This window comes from Rhodococcus sp. OAS809 (assembly GCF_040546695.1).
In the GTDB taxonomy this organism is placed as follows: Bacteria; Actinomycetota; Actinomycetes; order Mycobacteriales; family Mycobacteriaceae; genus Rhodococcus_F; species Rhodococcus_F qingshengii.
Map to the genome: position 1 here is coordinate 4,237,916 of NZ_JBEPOI010000002.1, position 18,108 is coordinate 4,256,023.

Genomic DNA, 18,108 nt, shown 5'->3' on the forward strand with positions numbered 1-18,108 from the left:
TGCGCCATTGGCGCAAGACCCCGAATCAGTGTGAGTCGAATTAAGCTTCGTCAGCGCCGATGATGAACGCTTCGAGCTCGATGCGAGCCTTGTCGTCGGCCATCTGGACCGGCGGGGACTTCATCAGGTAAGCGGAAGCCGGGTAAACCGGTCCACCGATGCCGCGGTCCTTGGCGATCTTGGCTGCGCGGACGGCGTCGATGATGATGCCGGCAGAGTTGGGCGAATCCCAGACCTCGAGCTTGTACTCCAGGTTCAGGGGAGCGTCACCGAAGGCGCGGCCTTCGAGGCGGACGTATGCCCACTTGCGGTCGTCGAGCCACTCCACGTAGTCCGAGGGACCGATGTGGACGTTGCGGTCGTGAACCTTGCCGGCAAGTGCGCCGGTCAGGTTGGACGTCACGGCCTGGGTCTTGGAAACCTTCTTGGACTCCAGGCGATCACGCTCGAGCATGTTCTTGAAGTCCATGTTTCCACCGACGTTGAGCTGGTAGGTGCGGTCCAGCACGACGCCGCGGTCTTCGAACAGCTTCGCCATCACGCGGTGGGTGATGGTGGCGCCGACCTGGCTCTTGATGTCGTCACCGACGATCGGGACGCCGGCGTCCTTGAACTTGGCAGCCCACTCCGGGTCGGAAGCGATGAAGACGGGCAGAGCGTTGACGAATGCCACGCCTGCGTCGATCGCGCACTGTGCGTAGAACTTGTCAGCGTCGTCGGAACCGACGGGCAGGTAGGAGACGAGGACGTCGACCTGAGCGTCCTTGAGTGCCTTGACGACGTCGACGGGCTCGGCGTCGGACAGCTCGATGGTCTCGGCGTAGTACTTGCCGATGCCGTCGAGGGTCGGGCCACGCTGAACGGGAACGTCCAGGGGCGGGACGTCGGCGATCTTGATGGTGTTGTTCTCGCTCGCGAGGATCGCCTCGGAGAGGTCGAAGCCGACCTTCTTGGCGTCGACGTCGAACGCAGCGACGAACTGCACGTCGCGGACGTGGTACTTACCGAACTTGACGTGCATGAGGCCGGGGACCGTCTGGGTCTCGTCGGCATCCTTGTAGTAGTGGACGCCCTGAACCAGGGACGAGGCGCAGTTACCCACGCCCACAATGGCTACGCGCACCGCGGTGCTGTTCTCACCCATGGTCGGGTTCTCCTTCTTTCCGGGATGTTCCTGTTGTCGATTGCTCGGCTGCGATTAATTCGTTGAGCCAACGCACTTCGCGCTCACTCGATTCGAGTCCGAGCTGATGGAGCTGACGGGTATAGCGGTCCAGCGATCCGCTGGCCCGACCGACGGCCTCGCGGAGCCCCTCACGGCGCTCCTCGACCTGACGTCGCCTGCCTTCGAGGATCCGCATCCGCGCTTCTGCGGGGGTGCGGCTGAAGAAGGCGAGGTGAACGCCGAAACCGTCGTCGGTGTAGTTCTGCGGCCCGGTGTCGGCGACCAGTTCGGTGAACCGTTGCCGACCTTCCGGAGTGAGCTGGTAGACGCGACGCGCCCGACGCTTGAGCGTGCCGGTGGCAGTGTCGACGTCTTCTGAGATCAATCCGTCGGCTTGCATGCGCCGCAGTGCTGGGTACAGCGATCCGTACGAGAACGCGCGGAATGCGCCGAGCAGACCAGTGAGCCGCTTACGCAGCTCGTATCCGTGCATCGGTGACTCGAGGAGCAGCCCGAGGATTGCGAGTTCGAGCAACTGACAAACCTCCCGAGTCGTTGAACCTAACCGCTTGATGCGATAACCAACTATATCGCGCCGATATATAAAACCACACTGCGGCCCGATACGTGTACCAAGGTGTCACGGCTAGATCAGGGGGTGAACGGGTAAATCGACATGATTTCGCCATCGAGGGCAGCGGTCAGGTACCCGCTCTCGTCGAGGTCGTTGCCGACGTGAATTTCGATGGTCGGCACGGTTTCGGAGCTCTCGATCATGAGGTACCGCGTGGTCGGATTCTGCACGGAGGTGGTGGTTCCGGCGCCGTCGAGCAGGGCGATCACGATGCGAGGATCGAGCTGTCTGACGTCGATCTGTGTCACGTCGGGTTCGCGTGATCCTCCTGAAGTCGTGTCCTCGAGGTCGCCTCGGTAGTAGCTGTCCAGGCTCTTGCGCGGCGCGGCAGGATCGGCGCGCGTTATGCGTGCATAAGTGGGATAGATGGTCATCTCGTCGACCAGTCCGCTGCCGTACTCCGTTTCGATGGCATGGAACATCGCCCCCAGGCCGTCGACGGTGTGTAACTGTGGCTCGGGGCTCGAGAAGATCGTGACGTCGGACGCGGCGTATTTGATTCCGAAACCGATAGCCGAGACCAGTGACAGAGCGATGATCACAACGGCGATCCAACGCGTGTCCAGCGAAGGTTCTTTCCGGAGAACGGGTAGGGACGCCTCGGTCTGCAGATCGAACGTCAATTCTTCGAGATCGCCGAGAGTAACTGCAACCGCGGCGAGTTCGGTCAATTCGTCGTGCTCGGCCGCGGTGAGTTGCCCGTCGGCGAAGGCGGAGTCCAGCACTGCGCAGGTGGCCTCGCGGTCGGCGTCGCGAGCACGGGTGGTCCGGGTCAGATCGTTCGGCATGTCCGAGGCCTATCGAGGAGTGAAGGGAGACAAGCGGATCGGGCGGCCATCCGGGGTCAGCTCCATCGAACCGCTCGCGCCGAGTTCGTTGTCCACGTAGATGGAAATACGTGGATCTTGGCCCGACGAACTCATGCTGATGTGTGAGACCTTGGCGTCGGGGACGTTGAGATTGGCGGACGCTCCGGCCAGGTATCCGGCGAGTTTGTCGATGTCGACCGAGGCGAGGTCGAAGGTAGTCGTGCTGGCCGCCCGGGATGTGGAGCTCTCGCTTGGTGTGAAACCTCCACGAAAGTCGATGTCCTCCTCCAGATTCGGCGAGACAGCGGCGGCGCGAGTGACGCTTGCATGGCCGTCGTAGAAGTTGGCGGAATCGATCAGCGTCGTGCCGTACTTGGCGCTGTATCTGGTGATGAATTCCCCGATCCCGCTTGCAGTGACCGTGTTCAGCGTCGAACTCACAATGGGGGCAAGCGGTCCGACAGGTTCGGCTGCAGCAGGTGGAGGCGGTGGGGGTGAATCGTCGGCGGACAAGGTGAGGAACCCGATCATGCCCGCGAAGACAACCGAAGCGGCCGCGAGGTACCAGATCTTGTCGATACGACGAACTTTGGCGACGGCGTTACGCAGCGTCGCTTTCTGCAGATCGCGGACCAGCAGATCGAGCTGGCCGAGGGTGGTCGCGGTCATGGCCGATGCCGTTCGGTTTGCATGCTCGTCCGCCGTGATCTGTCCGTCGGACAGGGCGGAGTCGAGAACGGCGCAGGTGTCGGAACGGTCGACGTCGCGCGCGCGGGTGCGCGTAGAGGTAGTAGTCGGGGACCCACTCACCGGCTCACCCTAGCTCCCGTACGGGTAGGAACGAGAGATCTCGCCCCACGGGGTGACCTCGATGCGTCCATCCTCGCCGCGGATGTTCTCCGCGTAGATCGCGATCTCCGGGACACCGTAGTTCGCGTCGAGGATCACGGCGGTGATCGTCGCGTCCGGCACTTTGATGAATTCGCCGATGTTTTCCATGAACGGCGTGAGTTTGTCGATCTCGATGGAGCCGAGGTCGAACGTCGGCTGATCGCTTCTGCGAGGGGTGTTGTTCGGCTCGATCTGGAATCCACCCCAGAAGCTGATGCGCTGGGTCTGAGCCGGTGCACCGGGTGCTGCGCGTTGGACCGAAGAATGCTTCTCGTGGAAGCTCGCGCTGTCGACGAACATGTCGCCGTACTCGTCTCGATACCTCTCGATGAATGCGCCGATTCCTTCCGGGGTCAACGTGTCGATGTGTGCGATCAGGATCGGTTCGACGGTCGGCTCCGGCGCCGGAGTGGTGGTCGGCAACGGCGGAGCGAGGGAAGTAGTGCTGGCATAACTGGCAGTGATGTCTTCCGAGGGCGTCAACGGTGACCGACTCCACGCCACTGCTGCGATCGCGCCGACGACGATCAGAGCAGCAGCACCGACGAACACGGCCTTTCGTGCCGTCGACGTCCGAGGCACCGTTTTGGTCTCGATCTTCGGCACCTGCAGATCGTTGACCAGGCGTGCGAGTGCGAGCAGGGTCTTCGCGGACTTCGCCTTCTCGGTCCGGTCGAAGTAGTCCTCCGCGCTCAACTGCCCTTCGGCGTACGCGGCGTCCAACACATTGCACGTTTCGACGCGATCAAGATCACGAGCGCGCGTCATCGGAGAACGAGAAGACTTCACAGGAAGTGATCGTAATGGCTGGTCGCCATGCCCCCAGCCCCCGAAATGTGTTCATCGTGACCCTCCCGAACCGTCCGTCGCGGCACGGACGCACGTACGCTGGTCAGGTGCGGATACAGCGGCAAGTTGTGGACTACGCGCTCGCGCGTCGGTCTGTGCTGGCCGAAGTGTCTGCGGGTCGGACCGACGTCAAGCAGGTGTGTGACGCCGATCCGTACCTACTCAGAGCCGCGAAGTTCCACGGCCGGGGCAGCGACGTCGTCTGCCCCATTTGCCGCAAGGAACAGTTGACGCTCGTGTCCTGGGTGTTCGGCGACAAGCTCGGTCAGGTTTCGGGATCGGCCCGAACCTCGGACGAGCTCGCTCGGCTTGCGGAAACAGCAGAGGAGTTCACGGTGCACGTTGTAGAGGTGTGCCGTACCTGCAGTTGGAACCACTTGGTGCAGTCCTATGTGCTCGGCGCAGTACCTGCGCCGCCGCGACCGCGGCGAGCACGCCCACCAAGCCGGCGCACCGCCAGCGAGTAACGCCACACCCGAAGAAGGGCCCGATCGAAGTCTGCACGTGATCGGTCCGTGACCACTGGAGATTTGATTCGTGAGTTCCCCCAGCAACAACAACCCGGGCGGCAACAACCCGGGTGGCCGTCCCGTCGGTCCCAACCGTCCCGCCGGACCTCCTCAGGGTCGTCCGCCGCAGGGACGTCCCATGGGCCCACCACCGCAGGGACGCCCTCCGATGGGTCCGCCCCCTCAGGGTCCGCCCCCTCAGGGTCGTCCGATGGGACCCCCGCCCCAGGGTCGTCCGCCGCAAGCCCGACCTTCGGGCCCGCCTCCTCAGGGCCGCCCCGCCGGTCCCCCTCCTCAGGGTCGTCCGCCGCAAGGCCGACCTGCCGGCCCGCCGCCTCGAGATCGCGCCGTAGGCGCTCAGGCGAACGAACCGACCCAGCGCGTCGCGGCAGCAGCAGCGACCACCCGTAGCAACGCGGGCACCCGCCCGCCGGTCGGACCTCCACCGACGAAGCCACCGACAGGTGGCTCCGGTGGCGGTGGCAACGACGGACAACCCCCGAAGGGAAGAAAGAGCACCGTGAAGAAGAAGTCCAAGTGGCGCACAGTTCGCCGCTCGGCCTACGTCTTGGTGGCGCTCGGTCTTGTTCTGCCCGTCCTTGCCTTCATGGCGGCGTACATCGTGCAGGACGTCCCCAAGCCCGGTGACCTCAAGACCAATCAGGTGGCGACGGTCTTTGCCGCCGACGGCACCACGGTGATCAGCACTGTCGTCCCGCCAGATGGCAACCGCGTCGAGGTCTCGCTCGATCAGGTACCGCCGCACGTTCGCAACGCTGTTCTGGCCGCAGAGGACCGCGATTTCTACTCGAACCCGGGCTTCTCGATCTCCGGTTTCGCACGCGCGGCCCGAGACAACGTCCTCGGTCGCGACAGCGCCGGTGGTGGCTCGACCATCACGCAGCAGTACGTCAAGAAGGCGCTTGTCGGCTCGGAGCGTTCGCTGACGCGAAAGATGAAGGAACTCGTCATCTCCTCGAAGATGGCCAACGAGTGGTCCAAGGACGACATCCTCGCCGCGTATCTGAACACCATTTACTTCGGTCGCGGCGCATACGGCATCGGCGCAGCATCCAAGGCTTACTTCGGTAAGCCCGTCGACCAGCTGTCCATCGAAGAAGGCGCCGTCCTGGCGTCGTCGATCCAGCTTCCGTCGCTCCTCGATCCCGAGACCAACCCGACCGGCGCGAAGTCCCGTTGGGATTACGTGCTCGACGGCATGGTGTCCGCCGGCACGCTGGATCAGGCCGCGCGCACGCCGATGCAGTACCCCGCCTACATCCCGCTCGCCCAGGTCGACAACAGCAGCCAGGGCTCGACCGGACCCGAAGGCCTGATCAAGCGTCAGGTGCTCAAGGAGATCGGCGACGCTGGAATCAGCGAGCAGTTGCTCAACACCGAGGGCTTGCAGATCACCACGACCATCGACCCGCAGGCTCAGGCCGCAGCGGTCGAGGCAGCCCGTTCCAATATGGAGGGCGAGCCGGAGAACCTGCGTACCGCAGTTGTCTCGGTCGATCCGAAGACCGGAGCCGTCAAGGCGTACTACGGCGGTGAGGACGGCGCGGGATACGACTTCGCGAATGCCGGACTTCAGACTGGTTCCTCGTTCAAGGTGTTCGGCCTCGCAGCCGCCCTGGATCAGGGAATCCCGCTCTCGCAGATGTACGACAGCTCACCGCTGACCGTCAACGGCATCTCCATCGGCAACGTCGAAGGTGAAAGCTGCGGCACCTGCACCATCGCAGAGGCGCTCAAGCGTTCGCTGAACACCAGCTTCTACCGTCAGATGCTCAGCCTCGACGGCAACGGCCCGCAGGAAATCGCGGACATCGCTCACAAGGCAGGCATCCCGAAGGACATCCCGGGCGTCGGCCCGTCGCTCACCGAGGCCGACGGTTCCGGCCCTAACAACGGCATCGTGCTCGGCCAGTACCAGGCCCGCGTGCTCGACATGGCGTCGTCGTACGCGACACTCGCCGCGTCCGGTACGTATCACGCACCGCACTTCGTGCAGAAGGTCGTCGCGGCCGACGGCACCGTGCTGCTGGACCGCGGCGCGCCCGCCGGTGAAGACCGCATCGACGCTGCCGTGGCGGACAACGTGACGGCTGCGATGCAGCCGATCGCGGCGTACTCGCGCGGTCACAACCTGGCCGGCGGACGTCTGTCGGCGTCGAAGACAGGTACTGCGCAGCTCGGTGACACCGGAGCCAACAAGGACGCGTGGATGGTCGGCTACACGCCGTCGCTTTCGACCGCGGTCTGGGTCGGAACTCCCGACGGTGAAGCGATCACCAACTCGGGCGGCGCGATGATCTACGGCTCGGGTCTGCCTTCGGACATCTGGAAGGACACGATGGACGGCGCCCTCGAGGGCACCGACAACGAGAAGTTCCCGACGCCGGGCAAGATCAACGGTCAAGCCGGTGGTGTTCCGGAGTACACGGCTCCCGCACCGCCCAAGACGTCGGCGCCGCCGACCACCGCACCGACGACGACGGAAACCACTCCGCCGCCCGTGGTGACAACGACGCAGGTCGAGGTTCTGCCGGGCATCACGATCCCGATTCCGGGCATCTCCCGGCCGACGACAACCACGCCACAGGTACCAGGGGCAGGCGAGACCACCGAGGAAGAACCGGCAGGTGTGAGCCCCGGCCAGTAGTTGGAGGGTGGTCGGTTCGAAAGACGGTAACCTCGCGGAGTGGCCGCGAATGCTGATGATGCCGAACCGACCTCCCCCGCTCCGCTGGCCGAAGATCTTCGTTCGGCGGATTGGCGGGACGTTCCCAGTCGCAACGACGCGATGGTGTCTGCGCTGTCGGGAACCGTCGGCGGTCCGGTAGGTCGTCACGCACTGATCGGGCGCACTCGCTTCTTCACACCGATGCGAGTGATCCTTCTGCTCGCCGTGGTGTTCTTGGCTTTCGGCTGGTTCGCCAAGGCGGGCTGTATTCAACAGGCGCCGGTCGGCGAGAGCGGGCAGGTCGGCCTCGACTGGAGTGGCAGCCGTCAGTACGTGGCGATGTGTTACTCCGATACCGTTCCGCTGTACGGAGCCGAGCGCCTCGATCAGGGAGCATTCCCGTACAAGACGTCGTGGGAAGAAGTACGCGGCGACGGTTCGATCCAGATGCGGTACATGGAGTATCCGGTCATCTCGGGGCTCTATCAGTACGGCGCAATGAAAGTCGCGAAGGCGTGGGATTCGATCACCTGGCTGCCGGGCGCGATTCAGGTGGCGCTCTATTTCAACGTCGTGGCGTTCGGGTTGGCGTTGGCGTGGCTGGTCACCGTGTGGGCGAGCACCCTGCTGGCCGGACGACGAGTGTGGGACGGCGCTCTCATCGCGTGCTCCCCTTTGGTGATCGTGCACGTGTTCACGAACTTCGATCCTCTGGCGACGGCGTTCGCGGCGGGTGGGTTGTTGGCGTGGGCACGCAAGCGGCCCGTGCTCGCGGGAATCCTGCTCGGCCTGGGCGGCGCCGCAAAGCTCTACCCGCTGCTCCTACTGGGACCGCTCTTGGTCTTGTGTCTGCGCGCGGGCAAGACGAGGGACTGGCTGGTGACCGCTCTCAGCGCGGTCGCGGCATGGCTTGCGGTGAACCTGCCCATTGCCGCGCTGTACCCCCATGGTTGGTACGAATTCTTCCGGCTCAACTCCGAACGCGGGGCCGATCCGGATTCGCTCTACAACGTGATCGCGTCGTTCACGTCGTGGAAGGGCCTCGACGCTCCTCTCGCACAGGGTGAGTCGCCGTCGAATCTCAACGCCGTCTCTCTGCTTTTGTTCGTGGCCGTCTGCATCGGTGTCGGATACGTCGCCCTGACGGCGCAGCGTCGTCCGCGAGTTGCGCAGCTGTGCTTCCTGTTGGTGGCGGGCTTCCTGCTCACGAACAAGGTGTGGAGCCCGCAGTATTCTCTGTGGCTGGTGCCGCTGGCCGTGTTGGCCTTGCCGCACCGCAGACTCCTGCTCGCGTGGATGACCATCGACGCCCTGGTCTGGGTTCCACGAATGATGTATTACCTCGGTGTGTCCAACAAGGGGCTGCCCGAGCAGTGGTTCACCGGAACCGTCGTGATCCGGGACATCGCGGTACTCGTTCTGTGCGCGCTGGTGCTCCGGCAGATCTACCGGCCGTCGGAGGATCTCGTGCGGTACGGGTTCATCGACGATCCGGCGGGCGGTGTTCTCGATCAAGCACCGGACAAACAACCTGCCTGGCTACCCGGTTGGCTGAAGCCGTCCAAGGCGAAGGAACCGGAACCCGTCACGGTCTGAGGTCACCACTCGTCGAGGGTGGTGTACCCGTCCTGGACCGCGCGGGCAAACAATGCTGCCTTCGTGGGAGCCGGCCGCCCGACGTCGCTGTACTTCGTGCGGATCCGAGTGATGTGTGTGTTGACGGTGCAGACGCGTAGGCCGAGTGTCTCGGCGACCTCGGACTTGGAATCCGAACGTAGCCAGGCAAGAAGTACTTCGATCTCGCGGACGCTCAGCTTCGGCTTGTGCTTGCCGTGCTTGGGGTTGCCGACTCGGGACACGTTTGCCTCGATCTTCGGAGAAATGCCGATTGAAGACATGCGAGTAGCGCCTTTCGACGGAGGGGATGGGCGTCGACTGCCGTATTTGCAGAAGGGCTGCTGGCTCGGGGTGCGACTGAGACGAGTATTTCGATCGAGGTGTCTCAGTGGAACGGGTGCAACTCTCTCGATACAGAGTCCATACAACGGACAAATCCCCTACCTGCTCCGATAGAGTGCGTCGCTATGAACTCGAAGGCGGAAGCCGGTACGCACAATCAGGTCGATCCCGCCCGGATCGAGTCGCGTGGGCAGTTTGCTGAGACGCTCACTGCACTGCGGAACGCAGCCGGACTGACGGTCCGCGAAGCCGTCGAGCGTTCGGGTGGTTTGCACGGAACCGTCAGCGGATGGTTTGCCGGCCAACACCTGCCGACGCCGGCGAGTACCCCGATGTTTTTCGCGCTCCTCGAGGCCTGCGGCGTCGATTCCGAGGATGAGCGGGAGCGCTGGATCAGTGCGGTGCAACGAGTGAGACAGCTGACGGCCAGACGACGCGGCGACGCCACCGTTCCGTATCGAGGTCTCGAGTCGTTCCGGCAGGAGGACGCCGAGTGGTTCTTCGGTCGAGACGAACTCACTGCCAATTTGGCGGAACGGGTGGCGTCGGCGATACAGGGTGAACGTCGCCGTCAGTTCATGGTGATCGGTGCTTCCGGCTCGGGTAAGTCGTCGTTGCTGCGGGCCGGGCTCGCCCCCAAGATCGCTGGAGACGATCCACGGTTCGACGGCTGGCGGGTGGAAATCCGGCAGCCGGGTACGGGAGGAATCCCGTCGTCGATTTCCGACGAACCAACAGTCTTGATGCTCGATCAGTTCGAGGAACTGTGGACGCAGTGCGACGGTGATCGTCGCGAGGAAATACTGCAGACTCTCGCGGAACTCGGTGAGAACACCATTGTCGTCATCGGCATGCGTGCCGACTTCTACGGGCTCGCGGCGAAGGAACCGCTTTTGGTGCCACTGCTCGACGACTCGCCGATGGTGGTCGGGCCGCTGACCGAAGAGCAGTTGCGCGAAGTGATCGTCGAGCCGGCGGTCAAGGCCGGGATGACCGTGCAGAGCGAGTTGGTTCAGGTTCTGGTCTCCGAGCTGACACCACGCGGCTCGCGCACGGCCAGCGACCCCGGAGCTTTGCCATTGTTGTCGCACGCACTGCTGGGGACCTGGCAACGGTCGACGCGTAAGACGCTGACCGTCTCGGATTACTACGCCACCGACGGGATTGCCGGAGCCGTCCAGCAAAGCGCGGAGGAAGTGTACGGCGAGCTCACAGAGCGGCAGCAGCAGTTGGCGCGCAGGATCTTCCTCCGGTTGGTCAACGTCGACGAAGTGACGCAGACGCGTCGGCGGGCACCGCGCACCGAACTCTTCCTCGGTGACGACGTCGACGACGTGAATACCGTCATCGACCGGTTCGCCTTACGGCGCCTTCTCACCGTCGACGAGGAGACCGTCGAGGTTTCGCACGAGGTCTTGCTGTCCGCGTGGAGTCGGCTTCGCGATTGGATCGACTCGGACCGCGCCGGCCTGGCGGTGCATCGCAGGTTCACCTACGCGGCGCAGGTGTGGGAAGACAGTGGACGCGACCCCGGCGCGCTGCTCGGACCCGCACGTCTTCATCTGACGGAAGAATGGCTGCGTTCGGGCGAACTCGGGCTCCCACTGGAACCGAGTCGGACCCGCGCCGCCGACTTCAATGCCACCGAGCGGGAGTACCTCGCCGCGAGCATCGAGCATCGTGATCAGCAGGAATTTGCCGATCGCCGACGTACACGCGTGCTACGGCGGCTCGTGACTGCGTTGGCAGCCGCGTCGGTGATCGCTCTGGTGTTGGCGGTGGTTTCGACCGTCGCCGGTATCGGAGCCAATCGTCAACGTGTCCAAGCAGATACCGCGCGAGACGAGGCGATGTCGCGTCAGGTGGCCACCGAGTCGATCAGGATGCGCGAGCGGGATCCGTCGCTGGCGTCGCAGCTTGCTCTGGCGGCATTTGCGGTCAACGAAACAACCGAAGCCCGCTCGGCATTGCTGGATGCGTCGGGCGTTCATTCGGCTACTCGCATCATCGGACCGCCCGGCGCGATGAAGGCCCGGATAAACCCAGCCGGAACTGTTGTGGCGGTGGGGGGTTCGGATGGGAAGGTCAGACTTTATCCGATGGTCGACGGTGTGGCCTCAGCTGTTCCGCAGGCGGAGTTCCTCGGAGTCTCGGAGGGCACGGCGCTCTTTGCCGTCGCCTACAGCCCGGACGGACGGCTGCTTGCGACCGGTGGCGCCGGCGGCGCTGCGCTTTGGGACGTGTCGGATCCCGAGAATCCGGTTCGTGGAACTCTTCCCGTCGACGGTGAACGGGTAGTGCAGGACATGGAGTTCAGTCCAGACGGAACCAAGCTGGTCGCCGGTACCTCGACGCCCGACGTTCTGCGATGGAACATCGACACCTCCACGAATGCCGTTGCTTTGCCTGCTCTTCCGCATCCAGCTGACGGCATTGTCACCGCGACGTTCAGCCCCGACGGACGTTTCCTCGTGGCGGGCGGGCGTCAAGCGACTCTGCGCGTGTGGGACGTCGCGAAGTGGGGTGAGGAATCGGCGCCGATCTTCGCGACCGAGCCCAACGGCACCACCGTCCACTACCTCGGCGTCGCCTTCAGTCCGGACGGACGCGAGCTCGCGGCGGGAACCACTGGCAGGGAGGTGGTTCGGTGGGACATGAGCGATCCGGCGCGCCCCACTCCCCTGCAGGCACTGACGGGATTTTCCAGCTACGTCAACGAACTGAACTACGGCAAAGACGGAACACGTCTTGCCGCAGGAAGTTCCGACAACTCCGTGCGCGTGTGGGACCCCCGAACCGGGGCATTGATCGAAACACTTCCGGACAGTGGGGCGGTGACCACAGTCGACTACAGCGATGACGGCCGCAATCTGGTCACCGGGGGACTCAACGGTGTGACTCGCGTGTGGGCTCTTCCGGGTCCGGTCTGGGCGGGAGCTCGGGACACGATCTTCACCAGTCCCTTTGCCGCGGACGGCTCGCGTCTGGTGGCCGGCGTCGGTGCCAGGGGTGGCGCGATGTTGGCTTGGAACACCGAGGATCTCGATCGCCCCGCGGTGATGCCGGAGTTGAAACCGCAAGGGGCCGACACTTTCAGCGGTGCGTCGGCGGTGTCGGCAGACGGGAACCTGGCGGTGAGCGGCACCGGCGGCGGCGGTGCATATCTTTGGGACCTGAGTGATCCGGCGTCGCCACGGATCTACAGCGAACCCGCGGTGTACGTGAAGGGCATCGTGGCGGTTGTCGCACTGAATCCCGCCGGAGATCTGCTGGCGGTGTCCTCGCAGGACGACAACAGTATTGCGTTGGTCGACGTTTCCGACCCGTCGGCTCCGAAACTGTTGTCGTTGACCGATGTCGGCTCCTACCCGCAGATGATGGCCTTTCAGCCAGGTACCGACATCTTGGCGATCGCGAACGCCAAGAACGAAGTGGATCTGTGGGACGTGTCGAACGCAGCGTCGCCCCGGGTGGCGGCGACGGTGGGTGGATTCGAAAGCTACGCATTAGCAGTGTCTTTCAGCGCCGACGGAACGCTGTTGGCCGCTGGAAGTGCGGATCACGGTGTCGCCGTGTGGGACGTACGCACACCGTCGGCACCCGAGGAACTCGCTCGTCTCGTCGGCCCCGAGGGCGCAATCTATTCGATCTCGTTCAACCGCGCCGGTGATCGGCTCGCTGCCGGTGTCGGCGACGGAACCGTCTGGCTCTGGGATATCGAGACGCCCTCGCAGTCAACACGATTTGCGACGCTGTCCGCCTACCCGGGTCGCGTCAACGACGCTCAGTTCGCCGGCGAGAGTGACATGATCGCGGGTAGCGGGTCGGACAAGACCGTTCGCTTGTGGGGAATCGACCCCGACGGCGTCGTTGATCGATTGTGCCGCACCGCAGGATCTCCCATCACGGAAGCCGAATGGGAGCGGTACCTGCCCGGTGTTCCCTACCAGGATCCGTGTGCCGGCTGACGCGCTTCAGTTCATCCAGAACTCGAGCGCCGCTTCCCGACCCAGCTCGCCTCCGCTGCCGGTGATCACCAGTCCGGCGGAGGCTGAGCTTGTACGTCACGTCCTTGTTGGTGACGGTGAATCCGTTGCCCGTGGGCGTCGGATCGTCGAGTTCGATGGTGGCGCCGTCGCTCAGCCGTTGACCCTTGTAGTAGTAACGCCCGACTCCGGTTTCGCAGATGACGATTCGTGATCCGGTCGTGACGGCGATGGCGACGGCAGGATTGGTGGAGTTGCAACTGGGGCCGCCGGAGATGAAGCCCTGACGGTTGGTGCCCGAGACGGTCGGCGCTGGTCCGATCGAGGTTGTGACGCGTGGGGGCGTCGTCGTTTTCGGCGCTGTGGTGGGTGCACTCGGCGCCCGAGTCGTGTTCGTGGAGTACGAGTACGGCGTCGTATAGGTGAGACTCCGCGAACTCGCTTCATTGGCGGCGTTGCCGAAAGCGGCGGCGAGCAGCCCGAAGAATGCAATCCACACGATCGCGGCCAGGATGCCGAGTGCGGTGAAGATGTAGCCGATGATCAGTCCGGCAAGGGCGAGTCCGTCGCCTTCTTCGCCGGTCCGTTTGATCTGGCCGCGAGCGATGTGCCCGAAGACGATCCCCAACGGCGCGATGAGGAACGCGAAGACGAGGGCGAGCACCGCGAGTGTGTTCGTCGGCCGCCTGCCGTACGGATCGGGCTGCCCGTACGGAGACGGTTGCCAATTCTGATTGCCCTGGTACCCGTACCCACCCTGATCGCTCATGAGGTGAATCTTGGCATGGACTTGGCCGAAGAGTGCAGGTGATCGCTAGTTTCGGGTACGTGTCTCGAGCTGAGGTGCGATGGTCGGCCAATCGTCGTCGGTCATCGCGAACAGCGCTGTTGTACGCCAACTGCCATCGGCGCGGCGTCGGTGCTTGCGCAGCAGGCCCTCGAACTGAGCGCCGAGCTTTGCGATCGCGGCCCTGGACTGTTCGTTGAACTCGTCCGTGTGCCACTCGACGCGTACGGCTTCGAGCTGGTCGAAGGCGTGACGAAGCAGGAGCAGCTTCGATTCGGGATTGATCCCGGTTCCCTGAACCGATCGCGACAACCACGTGTATCCGATTGCAAGACTGCGGTTTACCGGGTCGATCTGGTACATGGACGTGGTGCCGACCACGGCGTTCGTCGCGATGTTCACCTGCGCAAAGGCGATCCGATTAGGGTCGTCGGTTGCTGCAGCGATGTACTTCTGTGCCTGTTCCCGATCGGTGATGGGCGATGCGGTCCAGCGAAAGATCGCCGGGTCGTCGGCAGCAGCGAGCAGAGCGTCGGTGTGCGCGACGCCCAGGGGTTCGAGTCGGACACGATCACCGGTCAGCGTCGGTGATTCGAACCATGATGCAGTCATCAGGCGTGCTCCCGTGAGTGAGTCGGAAGGTTGTTGTCGGAGTTGGCAATCTGATCGGTCCCACCGGCAAGCGGATACCGCAACGGGACTCGCAGGAACAGGAAGAAGAACACGGCGAGCAGGATGACGTGGCCCCACACGCTCGCCTGGACGACGGCCTCGTACTTGCTCGGATCGAGATTCATGTCCAGTTGGTAGAAGTACCGGAAGATGCCGATACCCAACGCTGCGTCGGCGATCAGATAGGCGACGATCCAGAACCACCGGATCTTGAACAGTACGAGGAAAGGCAGGATCCACAGTGTGTACTGCGGTGAATTGACCTTGTGCAGCAACACGAATCCGCACAGCATCGCGGCACTGACTGCAATCCACGGAAAGTAGCCGTCGCGGACGTAGCGGCGCCAACCCAGATACATCGCGAGCGCGAACGACAACAGGATCATCACCGGAGACAGGATGCTCACCAGTGCGTCGTAGTCGGCGTTGAGTTCGCGAACTCCGAAACCGTAGAAGGGGCGCAAACCCCAGAACCACACCGAGTTGGTGGTGATGTCCGCGCTTCGCTTCTCCTGGAAGCTGAACGACGCGCGCCAGCCTTCGTAGGAAATGAGGGCGAACGGCAGGTTGACGAGGACGACGGTGACGATCGCCGCGCCCGCCGTCATCAGCGCTCCACGAACGTCGTAGCGCTTGCCTTCGGTGCCGCGTAGAAGCACGTAGGCCATGAGCGGCAGCACGAACATTCCCGGGTACAGCTTCAAACAGAAACCGATCGCCAGGATGACGGCCGCCAGAACCGCGCGAGTTCGCAGCGGGATCCGCTCGAACGTCATCAGGAAGATCGCGCCGACGCTGGTGGCCACCACCGGGAGCTCCCAGTTGTGGAATGCGTACAGAACCAGGGGCGGAGTCGCCGACCACACGAGCGCGTACGCGCCGCTCATCTTGCCGAGCATCCACGCCGTGAGCAGTCCGAAAGGAGCCAGGATCAGGGCCGAGTGCAGAAGGAAATCGGTGTCGGTGTGTGAGCCGATACCGCCCAGCCACATCAGAATTCCGCTGAGCACCGGGTATTCGACGGTTCCGCCGGTCAGGAATCCTTCGGGCGTTATCCCTCCGGTGACGAAGGGGAACAGATGCTGATCGATACCTCGTCCGAGCCAGAGCAACTGAATGTCGGAGTAGCAGACGTCGATGTTCTTGTTGACGTCGAAGTTCAGGCTTCGTCCGTCGGGCGCGAACGGTGCACCGCCGCATCTGGCCTTGTTGAAATAGCCCAGCGCCATCGTCAGCCCGCACAATCCGACGACCAACGCCAGGATCGACGCCGGGGTCTTGCGGTCTGTTCGCATGATTCTCACCCTAGGGGGCGCAGTGGCTCGCGGGGTGATGCGTCTGCACCACGCGTCGCGCATCGACCTGGCGGTCTTCCCGGAGGGCCGGGACGATTTCCCTGGTCAAGGCCCCTCGTGTAACCTACGAGGGTTGCTGACGCAACGACCCTCCTGCCACGGATAGTCCGTGGCCGTTTTCACTTAGTCCACAGGAGGTGATGAGGTCTTATGCGTCATTACGAATTGATGGTCATCCTTGACCCCAGCCTGGACGAGCGCACTGTCGCTCCTTCACTGGATACGTTCCTCAATGTTGTGCGCCAGCACGGCGGCACGATCGACAAGGTCGATGTCTGGGGTAAGCGTCGTCTCGCCTACGAGATCCTGAAGCATGCTGAAGGTATCTACGCGGTGATCGACATCAACGCCACTCCCGCCACCGTCGCTGAGCTCGATCGTCAGCTCGGTCTGAACGAGTCGGTTCTGCGCACGAAGGTTCTGCGCCACAACAAGTAATTACTGTCGGTAGCGAGCTCTACTCTCGCGCCCAACGGTCTTACATCAATGCAGGAGGAACCACATGGCTGGCGACACCATCATCACCGTCATCGGAAACCTGACGGCTGATCCTGAACTTCGTTTCACCCCGGCGGGTGCCGCGGTTGCAAACTTCACGGTTGCTTCCACGCCCCGCACCTTCGACCGTAATTCCAATGAATGGAAAGACGGCGATGCGCTGTTCATGCGTTGCAACATCTGGCGCGAAGCAGCCGAGAACGTCGCGGAGAGCTTGACCCGTGGTTCACGAGTAATCGTGAGCGGCCGGCTCAAGCAGCGTTCGTACGAAACTCGCGAGGGCGAAAAGCGAACTGTCGTCGAGCTCGAAGTCGATGAAATCGGTCCTTCACTGAAGTACGCCACGGCAAAGGTCAACAAGGCCAACCGTGGTGGCGGCGGTGGAGGCGGCAACTTCGGCGGTTCCTCCGGCGGATCGGGTGGCGGACGTCCGAGCGCTGCACCTTCGGGTGGAGACGATCCTTGGGGCAGTGCGCCTCAGGCTTCGGGCTCCTTCGGTGGTGCGGGCAGCGACGAACCGCCCTTCTGATCCGTACCTGATCAGGAACATCCAGAAAAGAGCAAAGACATGCCGAAGCCGCCCTTGCGCGACAAGGTTATGAAGAAGAAGGTCTGCACCTTCTGCAAAGAGAAGAACACGCAGATCAACTACAAGGACACGACGTTGCTTCGTAAGTACGTCAGCGATCGCGGAAAGATCCGTGCTCGCCGTGTCACCGGCAATTGCGTCCAGCACCAGCGCGACGTTGCCATTGCCGTCAAGAACTCACGTGAGGTAGCACTGCTGCCTTACGCCACCGTGGCTCGCTAAGGAAAGGGAGGAAAGAACATGAAGCTCATCCTCACCGCTGACGTGGACAACCTCGGTGCGCCTGGCGACACCGTGGAGGTCAAGGACGGCTACGGCCGTAACTACCTGCTCCCCCGCGGACTGGCAATCGTCGCCACCCGTGGCGCCGAGAAGCAGGTCGAGGGCATCCGTCGTGCACAGGAAGCGCGCGCTGTGCGCGGCCTGGATCACGCCAAGGAGCTCAAGGCAGCTATCGAGGGCCTCGAGTCCGTAACGCTGACGGTCAAGACCGCCGGTGGCTCGGGCAAGCTCTTCGGTTCGGTTACCGTCGCTGACGTCGCTGCTGCGATCAAGGCTGCCGGTGGACCGGTTGTCGACAAGCGCTCCATCGTGTTGCCGAAGGCTCACATCAAGAACACGGGCAAGCACGCCGTGGTCGTGAACCTGCACCCCGATGTGGTTGCCAAGTTCAACCTGAACGTCGTCGGCGCATAGTCGACTGTTCGTCTTGTCGG

At 63.4% G+C, this 18,108-nt stretch carries 17 protein-coding genes; 8 read left to right on the top strand and 9 right to left on the bottom strand.

The annotated features are described in order from the left end of the window. Nucleotides 1-40: 40 nt before the first annotated feature. From ABIE52_RS22730 to ABIE52_RS22750, 5 genes are all read right to left on the bottom strand, one after another. Nucleotides 41-1,144, bottom strand: a complete 1,104-nt coding sequence (locus ABIE52_RS22730) for an inositol-3-phosphate synthase (RefSeq protein WP_003945979.1) — start codon at nucleotides 1,142-1,144, stop codon at nucleotides 41-43. After that, nucleotides 1,137-1,700: a PadR family transcriptional regulator gene (locus tag ABIE52_RS22735; RefSeq protein WP_003946014.1), complete on the bottom strand. Its 564-nt coding sequence runs from the start codon at nucleotides 1,698-1,700 to the stop codon at nucleotides 1,137-1,139. The genes ABIE52_RS22730 and ABIE52_RS22735 overlap by 8 nt, the downstream gene beginning before the upstream one ends. A gap of 116 nt (nucleotides 1,701-1,816) precedes the next feature. Continuing rightward, nucleotides 1,817-2,587, bottom strand: coding sequence for a DUF1707 SHOCT-like domain-containing protein (locus ABIE52_RS22740; protein ID WP_064689044.1), 771 nt, complete (start codon nucleotides 2,585-2,587; stop codon nucleotides 1,817-1,819). A gap of 9 nt (nucleotides 2,588-2,596) precedes the next feature. Further along, complete coding sequence (locus ABIE52_RS22745; protein ID WP_064689045.1) at nucleotides 2,597-3,418, bottom strand: DUF1707 SHOCT-like domain-containing protein; 822 nt, start codon at nucleotides 3,416-3,418, stop codon at nucleotides 2,597-2,599. Nucleotides 3,419-3,427: 9 nt separating this feature from the next. Further along, nucleotides 3,428-4,267 carry a DUF1707 SHOCT-like domain-containing protein gene (locus tag ABIE52_RS22750; protein WP_064689046.1) on the bottom strand — a complete coding sequence of 280 codons (840 nt, stop codon included), beginning with the start codon at nucleotides 4,265-4,267 and terminating at the stop codon, nucleotides 3,428-3,430. A gap of 128 nt (nucleotides 4,268-4,395) precedes the next feature. Between ABIE52_RS22750 and ABIE52_RS22755 the strand changes: the two genes are divergently transcribed. From ABIE52_RS22755 to ABIE52_RS22765, 3 genes are all read left to right on the top strand, one after another. Beyond that, nucleotides 4,396-4,815: a DUF5318 family protein gene (locus ABIE52_RS22755; protein WP_042448217.1), complete on the top strand. Its 420-nt coding sequence runs from the start codon at nucleotides 4,396-4,398 to the stop codon at nucleotides 4,813-4,815. A 562-nt stretch (nucleotides 4,816-5,377) separates the two neighbouring features. Next, nucleotides 5,378-7,525: a transglycosylase domain-containing protein gene (locus tag ABIE52_RS22760; protein WP_007735524.1), complete on the top strand. Its 2,148-nt coding sequence runs from the start codon at nucleotides 5,378-5,380 to the stop codon at nucleotides 7,523-7,525. A 39-nt stretch (nucleotides 7,526-7,564) separates the two neighbouring features. Beyond that, complete coding sequence (locus ABIE52_RS22765) at nucleotides 7,565-9,142, top strand: glycosyltransferase family 87 protein (protein WP_192712628.1); 1,578 nt, start codon at nucleotides 7,565-7,567, stop codon at nucleotides 9,140-9,142. A 2-nt stretch (nucleotides 9,143-9,144) separates the two neighbouring features. Here the strand turns inward: ABIE52_RS22765 and ABIE52_RS22770 are convergent, their stop codons facing one another. Continuing rightward, nucleotides 9,145-9,444, bottom strand: coding sequence for a helix-turn-helix transcriptional regulator (locus ABIE52_RS22770; protein ID WP_003941253.1), 300 nt, complete (start codon nucleotides 9,442-9,444; stop codon nucleotides 9,145-9,147). Between the two features lie 186 nt (nucleotides 9,445-9,630). Here ABIE52_RS22770 and ABIE52_RS22775 point away from each other — a divergent pair, with 186 nt between their 5' ends. After that, nucleotides 9,631-13,473 carry an nSTAND1 domain-containing NTPase gene (locus tag ABIE52_RS22775; RefSeq protein ID WP_192712629.1) on the top strand — a complete coding sequence of 1,281 codons (3,843 nt, stop codon included), beginning with the start codon at nucleotides 9,631-9,633 and terminating at the stop codon, nucleotides 13,471-13,473. Here the strand turns inward: ABIE52_RS22775 and ABIE52_RS22780 are convergent. The 3 genes from ABIE52_RS22780 to ABIE52_RS22790 are packed head-to-tail and all read right to left on the bottom strand — an operon-like array spanning nucleotide 13,409 to nucleotide 16,245. Beyond that, complete coding sequence (locus ABIE52_RS22780) at nucleotides 13,409-14,260, bottom strand: DUF4190 domain-containing protein (RefSeq protein ID WP_354541535.1); 852 nt, start codon at nucleotides 14,258-14,260, stop codon at nucleotides 13,409-13,411. The two genes, ABIE52_RS22775 and ABIE52_RS22780, sit on opposite strands and share 65 nt — an antisense overlap. A gap of 45 nt (nucleotides 14,261-14,305) precedes the next feature. Beyond that, nucleotides 14,306-14,890, bottom strand: coding sequence for a GNAT family N-acetyltransferase (locus ABIE52_RS22785; RefSeq protein ID WP_003941251.1), 585 nt, complete (start codon nucleotides 14,888-14,890; stop codon nucleotides 14,306-14,308). After that, nucleotides 14,890-16,245: a glycosyltransferase family 87 protein gene (locus tag ABIE52_RS22790; protein ID WP_007735530.1), complete on the bottom strand. Its 1,356-nt coding sequence runs from the start codon at nucleotides 16,243-16,245 to the stop codon at nucleotides 14,890-14,892. Before ABIE52_RS22790 ends, ABIE52_RS22785 begins: the two co-directional genes overlap by 1 nt. A gap of 210 nt (nucleotides 16,246-16,455) precedes the next feature. Between ABIE52_RS22790 and rpsF the strand changes: the two genes are divergently transcribed. The 4 genes from rpsF (at nucleotide 16,456) to rplI (ending at nucleotide 18,088) form a co-directional block, all read left to right on the top strand. Further along, nucleotides 16,456-16,743, top strand: coding sequence for a 30S ribosomal protein S6 (rpsF, locus tag ABIE52_RS22795; protein WP_003941237.1), 288 nt, complete (start codon nucleotides 16,456-16,458; stop codon nucleotides 16,741-16,743). Between the two features lie 64 nt (nucleotides 16,744-16,807). Beyond that, a complete protein-coding gene (locus tag ABIE52_RS22800; RefSeq protein WP_003941248.1) occupies nucleotides 16,808-17,332 on the top strand; it encodes a single-stranded DNA-binding protein in 525 nt (174 codons plus the stop codon). A 39-nt stretch (nucleotides 17,333-17,371) separates the two neighbouring features. Then, nucleotides 17,372-17,614 (top strand): 30S ribosomal protein S18, encoded by a 243-nt coding sequence (gene rpsR, locus ABIE52_RS22805; protein ID WP_003941245.1) that lies wholly within the window; start codon nucleotides 17,372-17,374, stop codon nucleotides 17,612-17,614. A gap of 18 nt (nucleotides 17,615-17,632) precedes the next feature. Further along, on the top strand, nucleotides 17,633-18,088 hold the full coding sequence (rplI, locus tag ABIE52_RS22810) for a 50S ribosomal protein L9 (RefSeq protein ID WP_007735531.1): 456 nt from the start codon (nucleotides 17,633-17,635) through the stop codon (nucleotides 18,086-18,088). Nucleotides 18,089-18,108 lie beyond the last annotated feature (20 nt).